This is a genomic window from Paenibacillus alba (assembly GCF_013204855.1).
GTDB lineage: Bacteria > Bacillota > Bacilli > Paenibacillales > NBRC-103111 > Paenibacillus_E > Paenibacillus_E alba.
This window is the reverse complement of sequence record NZ_JABMKZ010000047.1, coordinates 1-13,261: the sequence shown is the minus strand read 5'-3', so window position 1 is coordinate 13,261 and position 13,261 is coordinate 1. Positions and strand designations below refer to the sequence as shown.

Annotated in this window: 8 protein-coding genes; all 8 read right to left on the bottom strand. The window is 47.0% G+C overall.

Features of this window, described 5'->3' with window-relative positions; translation table 11 throughout:
- Positions 1-44: 44 nt before the first annotated feature.
- Positions 45-914, bottom strand: a complete 870-nt coding sequence (locus HQN90_RS33645; protein WP_244208950.1) for an ABC transporter permease — start codon at positions 912-914, stop codon at positions 45-47.
- Positions 915-1,037: 123 nt separating this feature from the next.
- A complete protein-coding gene (locus tag HQN90_RS33640) occupies positions 1,038-3,827 on the bottom strand; it encodes a beta-galactosidase (RefSeq protein WP_173227220.1) in 2,790 nt (929 codons plus the stop codon).
- Positions 3,828-4,103: 276 nt separating this feature from the next.
- Positions 4,104-5,645: a response regulator transcription factor gene (locus HQN90_RS33635; RefSeq protein ID WP_173227218.1), complete on the bottom strand. Its 1,542-nt coding sequence runs from the start codon at positions 5,643-5,645 to the stop codon at positions 4,104-4,106.
- Positions 5,623-7,458: a sensor histidine kinase gene (locus tag HQN90_RS33630; protein WP_173227216.1), complete on the bottom strand. Its 1,836-nt coding sequence runs from the start codon at positions 7,456-7,458 to the stop codon at positions 5,623-5,625. The genes HQN90_RS33635 and HQN90_RS33630 overlap by 23 nt, the downstream gene beginning before the upstream one ends.
- 23 nt (positions 7,459-7,481) lie before the next feature.
- Entirely contained in the window at positions 7,482-8,777 is a 1,296-nt protein-coding gene (locus tag HQN90_RS33625; protein WP_173227214.1) for an ABC transporter substrate-binding protein, read from the bottom strand.
- Positions 8,778-8,914: 137 nt separating this feature from the next.
- Positions 8,915-9,085, bottom strand: coding sequence for a hypothetical protein (locus HQN90_RS33620; protein WP_158082038.1), 171 nt, complete (start codon positions 9,083-9,085; stop codon positions 8,915-8,917).
- A gap of 206 nt (positions 9,086-9,291) precedes the next feature.
- Positions 9,292-11,127, bottom strand: coding sequence for a UbiD family decarboxylase (locus HQN90_RS33615; protein ID WP_173227211.1), 1,836 nt, complete (start codon positions 11,125-11,127; stop codon positions 9,292-9,294).
- Between the two features lie 224 nt (positions 11,128-11,351).
- On the bottom strand, positions 11,352-12,530 hold the full coding sequence (locus tag HQN90_RS33610; RefSeq protein WP_173227209.1) for an RCC1 domain-containing protein: 1,179 nt from the start codon (positions 12,528-12,530) through the stop codon (positions 11,352-11,354).
- Positions 12,531-13,261: the final 731 nt, after the last annotated feature.

Here is a 13,261-nt window from a genome sequence, read left to right as displayed (position 1 = left end):
GTCCCTCCTAAGCGATCTGTCATGATAAATATGCCGCTTCTGACTTAGAACAGCGTATTTTCAGGCGAGACCTTTTTGACCAGCCAATTTGCAGTGATAACAATGAAAAAACCAAACACAGATTGATACAAGCTGACAGCACTTCCTAAAGAGAAATTAAAGTTGTTCATCAAGGAACGGAAGACGAACGTCTCAATAATATCTGTCGCATCAAATAATGCGGTATTGTTAGCCCCGACTAAGTTATAAAACAAGCCGAAGTTTCCTCGAAGGATGCCGCCCAAGGAGAACAGCAGCAAAATAATGAAAGTCGGCTTCAGCCAAGGCAGCACAATGTAGCGAATACGCTGCAGAGCGTTGGCACCATCAATTTCTGCGGCCTCCACAATCTCCGAATCCAGCCCCATAATTGCGGCGAAGTAGACGATAGACCCGTAGCCTGTCGATTGCCACAAATACGTAAGCACAATGATGAACGGCCATATTGCGGGATTGGAGTAGGTCTTCACCGGCTCCCATCCGATGGATTTGAGAATTCCGTTCATCAAACCGTAGTCATAGCTAAGAATGTTATAGGCAATCAAACCTACCAACACGAAGGAGATGAAAAAAGGCAGAAACATCAAAGATTGTGAGATTTTCTTGAACCACTTTTTGCGGAGCTCATTAAGCAAAACCGCGATACTGATCTGCAGCGTATTTCCGATGATGATAAAAGCAAGATTGTAAGCTATCGTATTAAAAGTTAGCTTCCACAGCGCACCTGAGGTGACTAGAAACTTGAAATTGTCAAAGCCAACGAATTGGCTGCCGAAAATGCCGGCTGAATAGTTATAGTTGATAAAAGCGAGATAAAGCCCCGGCATCGGGAGATAAGACATGATGAGGAAAAATAAAATGGCAGGCACACACATGAGCAGCAAGGTGCGATGTGTCCAGAATCGGCGCAGCGAAGATGCACGCTTTGTAACAACAAGCGGCGTGGCCTCAAGGCTGCTTGACGAGGTGGCAGTTTTCATGCGTACGCTCCTTTCCAATTAGATCGCAGCTACAGGGACGAAACGGAGCGGCTCCAGTAAAGCTGCCTCATCCCGGGCTACACTTTCCAACAAAATCACAAGATCATTGCCTGCTTCTTGATCACGGAACCAAGGGCCCGGCAAATAAAAGGAGTCATCGCTCCCGCCCCGGAAGATCGGCCTGTTCGCACCGCCTTGCGTCCAAAGCCTTCCTACCAAGTGCCCGTTAAAAAACACGGTCAGCTTCATATCGCTGCCTTGGACATAAACCCGCCAACCTAACCCATGATTATCGTCAGGGAGCTGACCGTAAAGCCAAGAAAGTGCCCCCGCTGCCAACGATATCGGCCCTTCGGCAGCTTGCTCCGCCGACTTCAACGCCTCGGCCTGCTCCAGCAAGCCTTGTTCCTCACTAGCTGCCAGTGTCCAATCAGCAGATGACATCCCTTCATACAGCGTGAGCTGCCCGCTTAGTGAGCCATACGTTTTATCCAAATACAGCGTTAGTGCTGCTGTTTCCCCCGCTTTTACATAGGGCGTAAGATCGAGGAATGAGTCCAAAGGATTGATCAGTCCAAGGGCATGCCCATTCACGTACGCGTAGGCATAGGTAAAGCTGCCAGACACATGCAGCAGCCAAGTATCCGCTTGATCCGTCAGCTTCACCTGCTTGCGGTAACATTGATGAGCAGGCTGCTCTGCTGACAACCAACCGCCTATGCTCAAGATAGGCCACAAGTGATCATCCACTTCTGTTAACGCAAAATCATCTTTATTTTCGCCAGCCTGCATAAGCCTAAATCGCCAATTTGGGTTCAAGTCCGTTGTTGAAGTAACGCCTATCATACCCGTTAATCCTTTCAAACTGTTCAAATGCAGCCCTGGCAGATTCGTATCATGGAAATTCGTATGTCCCCATATCTCTACTCGTGCAGTAAGCGCAGAATCAACAGACTTTTCCGCGGAAATCGGCAAATAATGGCTTGCTCCGCCTGGTGTTGCGGTCCCCAGATAGGTTGTACCCGAATAGACCGAAACAACATCACTTGCCTGCTGCACGATCACGCCTTGATAAGGATTATTCTGATCTGCTGACGGCAACTGTGCGGCATACCACGCGAAACCTCGATAGGTAGCGTGTTTTTCCAAATAATCCGCACGATTCCCAATGGAGATTGCTGCATTAGCCAACGGAATGACTGGATTCACCCTGCTTTGTGTCCACGTTATGTTCACATCACGGCTTGCTGTGGATCGTTCCGGCGCTGCCCCCACATGCAGCATGCCAGCCTCATCGATGTCGTCGAGTAGCAGCGCACGAGAGCGGCTCATCCCGATAACCTCGATGAGATGACCATCGGAGAGCTGTATCGAAGCACGGACTTCAGCCTCAGCAGATGAATAAACCAGTGTAAGACGGCGCTCCGTCTCTTCCGGTACTTGCATGCCACTGGCTGCCAACTGAAATTCCGCGCCAAAGGAGAAGCGGATCTCGCCAACGCCTTCGGTGTGGAACACAAGCAGTGTTTGACCGGGGAGCCGCTTTATTCGCAGCAATTCAGCGGTCGAGTAATCAAGCAGTCCCGAATCGCTTATGCCCCACAGCTGCAAGGGAACCTGTATCGGCAGTATGGGACAATATCCAGCTTCTGCAACAAGGGTGGAATAACATGGGACCGTCTCATCACGTACGGCTATGTAAACGTCTTCATTTTTTTCGTTGGTATTGCCTACGAATACGAGCTCGCCGCCCTGCTTTAGCGATAAGCGATACGGACCTGATTGGCATTGCAGCGGACACGCTTCCGCTAATGAACGACCGTAGGTTTGTATCACTTGTTGCAGCAATCTGCCTTCGTAGGCTTCCTCCCGAATATGTCCTTCCGGTGTAATCATGCCGTGGAAATCATAATCGGACGTGAGGAACGAGAGAGGGTTGCCCCAATTATTGGCCGCATTCGTAAAGCCATAATTCGTCCCTGATGCTTGCAAGTAAGGGCCCAGCAGCTTTGCCCCTGCCGAGAGCAGTCTTCGCAGCAGAAAGTGGGAGCGATTCGTTTCGGTCACAAGCAAGGGATAGCCGCGACGAGCTAATTCTTCCCTGTAATAAAGCACTTTCTCTTCAAACACCGGATCCCGGTCATTCGGATAGAAATTGCAAGTTGGCACAACGTCTTCGGAGAACCCAGAGGCTTCATATAATCCCCCTTGACCGGCACAGGCAATCATTGGCACGGTTATTCCTTGCTGGGCAGCCAGATCCCTCAATGCGGAGATGTAGCCTTTGGGATCAGCGCAAGGATAGAAATCCAGCTCATTATCCAGCTGCACAGCGATCACTGTGCCGCCTCGTCCTTGTTCAAACTTCCTGATGATCGGAAGAATTTGAGCATACCATTTGGACACATACTGCAAGAAAAGCGGATCATTTTGCCTCAGCTGGAGATTGTCTTTGACGAACAAGTAAGCTGGCAGCGCTCCCCCATCCCACTCGGAGCAAATGTAAGGCCCTGGCCTCGCAATAACCCATAAGCCAGCATCCGCAGCATCCTGCAAGAACTGTGCCGCGTCTTTTTCTCCATGAAAATCCCATACGCCCTCTTGCATTTCATGGTGATTCCATGGAAAATACACATCAATCGCGTTATAACCAAAAGCTTTTACTTTATGCAACCGATCTTTCCATAGCCCCCGTGGCAGTCGAAAGTAAAATAAAGAAGCGCAGAGAATGATTTCTGAATTCCCATTTATTCGCAACCCTTCAGGCGATAATTGGATGACTGTTTCTTTGTTTTTGGATGGATGCAAGGGTTAACCTCCTTTAATCAATGGCATTGTTTTCTTTATGAAACCCGTTTCATTCGCTTCTTAGGCAAGCTATTGTTCCTTTGTTGTAAGTATAGGATTTATTAAAAGCGCTTACATTGAATGAAACTTCAAAATATATAAGAAAACTACGAAGATCAACGCTCTTATAAACAGAAAGAAGCCATGAATTCTATCCGAATTCACAGCTTCTTTCCTTCTATATTTCACTGATTTCTTATAGTATTCACAGAACTATTGGTGGCAGCAGCCCTATAATCAGCAGTCGCTTCTATATTCTTTGACGGTCTTCCCTTCCAGTTCTTTAAATACCTTGCAGAAATACGACGTTTCTTGAAAACCCGTTTTCTCTGCAACCTCATATACTTTCAAGGAAACGTCCCTAAGCAAGAGCTTCGCCTTGCGGATGCGGCACCGATTCACATATTCCACGAACCGCATGCCCGTTTCCATTTTAAATAAATTGGAAAGGTAATTGCTGCTAAGATGAAGCACATCCGCCAATTGGGCTACTGTGATATCTTCGGCATAGTGTTGTTCGATATAAGCAATCGCTGCTTGAATTTCCTTCCGCAGCATTGGATTTTCTACAGGACTGCTGACCACTTCCTTGTTCAAGGCCAGTATTTTTTGTTTGATAAGAGGCAGCGAAGGAAGCGTCTCGATCATGTGATTGATCTGCCTGCAAGCAAGCTCAACTTTCTCAGAAAGCGTGCCTCTCTCCCGTGCTATCGTCGTGATAAGTCCTGTCAGCTCCACGAAAAGTCGCTTTAATTCTGCCAGAGGCGGTTTTCCTTGATTCAGACTTTGAAAAAACAGCTCCGTTTGAGCTTCTGCATCCGCCACGAATCCGCTTCGCATTGCGGCCGCCAATTTCTGAATCGAGAGGCTGTCTCGCTCTGGTTCTGCCCCTTGGGCATTCTTGGCCGCATAGGTGTAGATTTGCCCCAGTCCTTCATAAATCGACTGCTCCAATGCCCTTTCAGCCTGCTTATACAACGTTGGCCAGTCTTTCAGCCCATAGCCAAGCAAGCTGATTCCCACGGTTAGACTGCCCTCTTCCTTAAATCGGTTAACCATAGCAGATACCTGCCTGAATGCTTCCTCACTGCATTTCCGCTCGCTCTTTTCATGCGGAAATGCAGTCACCATCACCGTTCTCTGATTCGATATCGGGATGGTGACCGTTATTTGCTCGTTCGGCATTTCCGAGGACGGAATGGGCGCTATGGGATTAAACAGACCGTCAATGATCATAACGACAGTAGGCCCGCTTGCTTTTGGAAAACGGACAGCACTGGCTTGATCCTCGATCTCCTGAGCCGTCTTCAATTCGCCAAGCAGAAGCTTGCGTCCCAATATGCACCGCATCTCCTGCAAGTTGGCTTCACGAATATTCGCTTGCTTCCTTTGCTCATGATCTTGCAAGATCTTCACGTTCATCTGCTGCAGCAGCTGCTGCAAGGTGTCTGGCTCCAGATCATGCTTTAATAAATAGTCTTCAGCCCCCAGCTTTAAGGCTTCCTTGACGAAGCGGAAATCATCAAAAGAGCTGAGGGCAACAATTTTAATTGACGCATCCTGCTGTTTGACCTGCTGGATCAAATCAATGCCATTCATTTCCGGCATCGAGATGTCCGTTACAATCAGATCCACATGCTGATGCTGCAACAAATCAAGCGCATGCACACCATTGAGCGCTTCGCTCACAATTTGAAAGCCGTAATCCTCCCAGCGAATGATTGATTTAATCGCATATCGGTAGATCGCATTATCCTCAACGATCATGGCGTTCAGCATGCTCATTCCTCCTTTGGCGATGCGTTCTATATGGAATACGCACAATCGCTTTCGTACCAGCCCCTGGCGTGCTTTCAAAGCTAAGGCCATAATTTTGCCCATAATACAATTGAATACGTTCATTTACATTATGAATGCCGATGCTGGTAACGCCTGGGACCGCTTCTTTCTTAGTGGCTGTATGCAATAGATTAGCCGCTTTCACCTCTTCCATGCCAACGCCGTTGTCCTCTACTATAACGAAAAGCTCTTTGCCCGTTACCCTCGCGGATACAACAATGCGACCACTTCCCTTAGACATTTCGATACCGTGAAGAATCGCATTTTCGACCAGCGGCTGCAGAATGAAATACGGCACTTCGCTTTCCAGCCACTGCTCATCCACCTTATATTCCACCTGAAACGCTTCTCCGTAACCGATCTTTTGGATATAAATATAGTTGTTCAATTGCGCTATTTCTTGCTCGAGACTATGAAATTCGCCAACCCGCCGCACGGATGACTTCAACAAATCGATCACTGAACTGACCATTCGCTCTATTTCGGATTGTTGGTTCATACGAGCGTACCATTTGACAGTGCCTAACGTGTTATACAAAAAGTGCGGATTAATTTGGCTCATCAGAACCGTGAATTCCGCCTGCTGCTTGGCGATTTGCTCTTTGTATACGGTGTTGATAAGCTCGTTAATCCGAGCTAGCATGAAGTTGAACCGCACTGACAAACTGCCGATTTCATCTTTGCCTAACGGTACAATGCGCACATCCAAATTGCCATCTTCCACACGCCGCATCGTCTGCTCCAATATTTTGATATTACGGGTCGAAGATTTGGAAAGCAGTACAGCAATTCCCGTTGAGATCAGCACCGCGATCAGAGAAACCAGCACGATGACCAGCACCAGCACCCGCGTATCGGAGAGCAGCGATGACATCGGAATGAAGCATAATACGCGCCAGCCGAGTGTGGAGGTTCTTTCTTGGACGAATAAATGATCGCCCGCTGCTGAATGCTCGACCGTCGCCATCGAGGCATCCTGCTCATTTAGCACATAACTGGAGCTGTTCTTGATCAAATTATCAGCATCCGAATTCCCGCCACCAGCCAACAATTCATTGAAAGCATTCAGAATGGCGACATTATTTTGCTTAATAATCGAGCTTCCGCTCCCTAGAGAAAGAAAATAATCAGCATCCATGCTGAATACAATCGTGCCTAGACTTTGATCAATTTGACTCACATCAACGAAATCCCGCACAAGAAACACCTCATTTCGCTTGCGCAAAGAAGGCGACCATGCCATCGTTCGTCCATGGTTCGTTAAATAGGAAGCAGCGCCCTTGGTCATTTCGGCGACATCTTCCTGATTGAGTGTATGATCGAGCCCCTTCTTATTTTCCCACCAATACAACTGCCCTCTTCCCGTCTTGATCATAATGGCATTCATGTAAGGATTGCCGTTCCCATACTGGGCAAGCAAAAATTCCATCCGACTGCGGAAAGCTGGGTAGTTCTCAGTCGTCACCTGCTCCCCTTGTTCGGCAACGATCTGTCTGATGCTGCTGTCACTGAGCACATAAACCGATGAGGTGAACGCTTCTTTGGCTCTGTTCTCAATATTATCCGCTACCTGATGAATGACTTGCATGGAGAGGTCTCTTGTGTTCGATTCTATAAACTTCGTAGAGGCATAGATCGCAACGCCGCCTATCGCTGTTGAAATAAACAGAATGAGAATCATATTAGATAAAAATATTTTGGTGCGGAAGCGAAAATCTTTGATTCTGCTTCGATACCACGGATTAGCTGCCATTGCTCTACGCTCCTTGCCGACTGTCATTTGGATGACTTGCGAATCCGGTCGAACCCTTGATCCAGCTCTTGGATGCATTGCTCTACATTGTGATTGCGGTCAAGAATGAATCTCGTAAGCGCATTGACGAACACCTTTTGAAGATCTTGGTTTACGAAATCAGTCGGCAAGCTGGACCAATCGTACGTTCTGCCCGTTTGAATATACGTTTCATCCAGCTCCACATACGTAGGATCGAAATCACTCGGCAACCCCTTGATGACAGATAAAGCTTTCTTATTCGTTTGGAAAATAGTGCCCATTTCCTTGGAAGCAAACAGCGCTAACGTTTGAAGTGCAGCTTCCTTATTGGGTGAATGGGGGTTGATCACAATGCCACCAGTCGATTTCAAGCCAAACTTGGCATCGTGCGGATCGTTGGAATAGGGGAACGCGAACATTCCCAGATTGCTCGCAGGATTTTTGGATTTCACCCCATCCACCGTCCATGTTCCGTTAATAATCATACCTGCTTTCCCTTCGGCAAGAAGCAACTGGGCTTGGTTCCAATCCGTTTCAAAAGGCTTTATATTGACATAGCTTAAACGTTCGCCAAATCGTGTTAAAATGTCTTTGAAATGAATTTGATCTTCCGCAAAAGATGTCCTTCCAGCTTCGATTTCGGCAATCCAATTACGATTCTCCGCATGTTGATTAGCCAACAAGTCGGCCGCGATGTCCCAAACAACCGTCCAGCTATCTTTATAGCCTGCGGCGATCGGAATGATCCCGACATTTTGCAGCGCCTTGCATGCTGCTAAGAATTGCTCCCATGTCGAAGGGGGACTATGGATACCAGCCTTGGCGAATGCCTCTTTGCTATAGATGACCCCAGCCCCATTCACATCAATAGGCAGCGCCCAAATATGCCCATTGGCTGTCCGCACGCCGTTCAGAAAGCGCTCGTCGATCTGGGCAAGAAAGGACTGGTTCGTTAAATCGAGCGCATATCCCGTCCGAATCAAGTCCTGAGCGGATTCCAAATTATCTATCATATACATGTCCGGCATATTATTGGAGATTGCCCGCGTACGCAGCAAGCTCATATAGTTCCCTCCATCTACACCTGTCAACGTGAATGTATAGGACGGATGACGCTGGGTAAATAGCTGCGTGCCAGCCTCCAGCCATTTGCGTGCGCCCTCTTCGTCAAAATGATGGATCCACGTCAGCGTTTGTTCCTTTGGCTGTTTCTTCGGAACAGATGTCATTGGCTGCGTTTGACAGGCGGTTAGCAGCAGCGAAACGGCAGCACCAACTGCCAACAAACGAAACTTCATTCCCTTCACTCATTTCATGATAGCGTTTACAATTATTATAGCGGACAGGCGCAATAAAAAAAACCGCCTATTTCCCAGACGGAAAATTCACGGTTTGCTCATGTATAGGTACACCCGCCTTCCCGCGAGTGGCTTCATTAATTCTCGCTTGGGGATATTGAACGGGCATCTGCTTCAATGATATCCATCATCTTCTTCATCGACTGCTTAATTTGTTCGGAAGAGGGCAAAGAAAGATTGCTATAGGTTTGTTTAACAACATCCGTTAACACCGAATCAAACATACATTCAAAATGCTCGTGTTTCATACTGAATTCCCTCCTTATTTTCATTTTATTGGAAATTTACATAATCTTATCTTATCCTGAAGTCAGCTAGATATCAGCGCATAAAATATTTGCATCCGTATACATATTTCTTTCATATTCATGCATTTTTTTTGCGTTAATGCATGATTATGAAAGAAGAGGCTGTCACAGCAGGTTAAAAACCCGCAAGCAGCCTCTTCTTTGTTTTATTTAACCTTCACTTCCGCTAAACTGCCACCTTTTACAAACAAACGTTGAATGTTGGCTTCAACCGTAGGATCAGCAATAAGCGGCGGTGCATGGTGCGGTTTGATACGGGCATCGATGATCAGATTGTCACAGCCCCAATGCTTATTGTCGTAATAACTGTTTACCCCATGAATATCATGGGAGGGATTGCTTCGCGTGAATGTCACCCATAGGAAGTTATTGATCGTTTCACTTACGAAATCACTGTCATCACAGAGGATAATCATCGGACAGGATGGCATGGAACCTTTCAGCTGCAGGTTTGCGCTTAGTTCCTGAGCTTCCTTCTGCGCATTGTCGTACGTTGAAAATGATGATCCTTGCATCGCAACGATCCCTGGCATAATGAAACGGGGATTCGTGAAGGTTGGCAATTCTTTCAGCTGTTCGGGAACTTCTGCGCACAAGTCTCTTATTTTCTCGCCGCTCGCAGCAAAAACCACTTTGCTCCCTTGGTTCAAGCCAGTGCCCGAATAATCCAGCGTATCGATGGTTGTATGCGTTTGAAAATGAATATCCCTATGCAGATCCAATCTCTCTAACATATAAGCTAAAAACTCAGACTCCTTATGGCTATCCAAAGGTTGCTTGTCCTCAGCAGTAATAAATAAATACTTGGCCAAACTAAGTTGCCCGGTTCCTAGAATGCGATTCGCGATGGTCAACAATTCCGCAGGTCGTTTGACTTGCTGGTAAGGCGTATATCGCTCGCTGCCAATCGCAAAAAGCAGCGGATGCACGCCAGCCGCGTCTACAGCATGCACTTCTTTGACACCGGGAATCTCCTGCTTGATGGCATCTCCGGTTAACTCGTGAATCAAAGCACCGAATGACGTGTCTTCTTGAGGAGGACGCCCGACCACTGTAAATGGCCAAATGGCGTTGTCCCTTGCATAAACCTTGTGCACCCGCATTAACGGAAACTCATGTGTCAAGCTATAGTAACCCAAATGGTCGCCGAAAGGCCCCTCTGGCTTGGTTTCACCGGGATAAATGTCACCTGTAATTACAAAATCAGCATCATTGCTAATACAATACCCATCTATATAGCTATAACGAAAACGTCGCCCCGCCAGCATACCAGCAAAAGTAAGTTCGCTTAATCCTTCCGGCAGCGGCATAACAGCAGATAGCGTGTGAGCAGGCGGTCCTCCAATGAAAATACTAACTTTCAAAGGCTCGCCTTTCTTCGTCGCTTTGTCTTGGTGGACGCCAATTCCGCGGTGAATTTGGTAATGGACGCCAATTTCCTTATTCAACTCATAGTCATTGCCATTCAATTGAATCCGATACATGCCCAGATTAGCGTTCATAATTCCCGCATTTTCCGGATCTTCACTATAGACCTGAGGCAGTGTGACAAATGCGCCTCCGTCATTCAGCCAATGCTGGATGAGCGGCAAATCCGAAATATTAATTTCCCGCGCGCTCACAGGTAAACTCGAAGATGTCTTCAAAGGCAGCGCCTTGAAAGCCGTTAATCCGTTACGAATATGGGCAAACGGTTTTTTTAACGCCTTGATCGGGTCTTGCCTGAGGGCAATAACGTTCTGGACATCGTCCCAGTTTTTGCGGAAAATAAATTGACTACGCTCTAAAGTCCCGAACAAGTTGGAAACAGCCCTGAATTTCGAACCTTTTACATTTTCAAATAATAGGGCTGGACCACCTGCTTCATACACTTTCATATGGATAGCCGCCATCTCGAGATAAGGGTCCACTTCTTCCCCAATCCGAACTAAATGACCATGTTTCTCCAAATCAATCAGGCATTCTTCTAAATTTTGATACATATCAGTAACTCCTATGTGTAAGTCATCTTCTTTATTATAGCCGTTCTTTTGCGCTACGTCTTCTTTGACCTCCTTATTGCGGGCAAAATAAGTTGCAAACAGAAAAATCCCCTCCGCACAACAACGTCACTTTCATCTTGGCAGATGACCTTTTATCGTTGTCAACCATGAGGGGATCCTATCATTTAGAACTCGTGGAACATCTGTTCCTTGCAACTTGAGATTTACAGACCTGTGACTTGAACCGGCGTATAACGATTAATCCTTGTGCCGTCTCCAAGTTCGCGCCAATAGTTATGACCCCAAGCCCATACCGTTCCGTCTGATTTTTGTGCCACAGTGAAAACTGCACTCGAAGACACGGCCGTTACCCCGCTTATGCCTGCTACCTGAACAGGGCTTAAATATGTCGAACCCGTCGATCCGTCTCCCAGTTGGCCAAAATCGTTGTAACCCCATGCCCATAGCGTTCCGTCATTTTTAATCGCCAAGCTATGTTGATAATCCGCTTCGACTACTTTTACGTTGCTCAGACCTGGAATCTGAACCGGAGTCGTATGACTCGTCGTAGTGCCGTCTCCGAATTGGCCCTTTGTATTATTGCCCCAAGCCCACACCGTTCCATCCGACTTTATGGCAAGACTGTGAGTGTCGCCGGCCGACACGGAGGATACATTACTCAAACCAGACACCTGCACCGGAGTTGACCGATTTGTTGTTGTTCCGTCTCCCAGTTGACCATCCGTGTTATGACCCCAAGCCCATAGGGTTCCATCCGACTTTATGGCAAAACTATGATAGCTTTTCGTTGAGATGGACACGATATTGCTGAGTCCTGATACCTGCACAGGCGTTGACCGATTTGTAGTTGTTCCATCTCCCAATTCACCGTAATTGTTACTCCCCCAAGCCCATACCGTTCCATCGGATTTTAAAGCTAAACTATGGTAGAAACCAGCTTCGACATCGATTACACCTGTTAAATTATTCACTTGAACTGGGTCGTTACGATTTATATATGTCGTGCCATCTCCCAGTTGACCAGCACCGTTAGTTCCCCACGCGAATACGATGCCATCGCTACGTAATGCCAAATTGTGGTGTTCATTTCCTGCCGAAACATCAATAATATTTTGAACAAGTGTATTTTGAACGGCAACAGCGCTGCTGTTCTGACCTGGACCGGTACCGAATTGTCCGAAGTTTGCATCACCCCAGGCCCATAAAGTATCATCTGCCTTCAAAAATAACGAATGACCCCATCCTGTTGTCAGGACCGTCTTCAATTGAGGTGGATTGGTTGGATTAGTTGGATTGCCCAGCGCTGTGCCTGTAGGTACGATTATCATTGCGAGCAGCATGGAGGTAAGCAGTGAAATAGATCCTTTTTTTCTCATTGTCATTATATTTCTCTCCTTCTCTTAATTAAATGACTAGCATGTTTGGTTCGAATAATAGATTGCATTGCTCTAGTTGAATTTACTCTCCTTTCCTATTAATGTTAATAAATGTAATAGTTTACATAAATAATAATACTATTTTACAAGTTTTTTGCAACAGCGAATATTGACAATATTTGTATTTAAATGTCGAAATTGATAAATTATATAATTAATATTGCTATAACACTTAGAAATAAATTTGGCGCACATGTATGGGCTAGCGAGCGGGCGCTCTATTCGGACAGCTTTAAGGCCGAAAAACAGCCTTAACTCCTTGAAATGCTCGCTTCACGCGCCCATTGCCCATCTGTAAGCTCGTTTTTCGGCCTTACTGCGAGCGGGCGCTCTATTCGGACGGCTTTAAGGCCGAAAAACAGCCTTAAGTGCTTGAAATGCTCGCTTCACGAGCCCATTGCCGATCTGTAGGCTCGTTTTTCGGCCTTACAGCGAGCGGATGGCCTATTCGGGCGGAGTTAGGGCCGCGAAACAGCCCTAAATCCTTGCAAGGCCCTCTTCGCTGGGCCATTTCCCGTCTGTAAGCTCGTTTTTCGGCCTTACTGCGAGCGGGCGGCCTTTTCGGACGGCTTTAGGGCCGAAAAACAGCCTTAACTCCTTGAAATGCTCGCTTCACGCGCCCATTTCCCATCTGTAAGCTCGTTTTTCGGCCTTACTGCGAGCCGGCGCTCTATTCG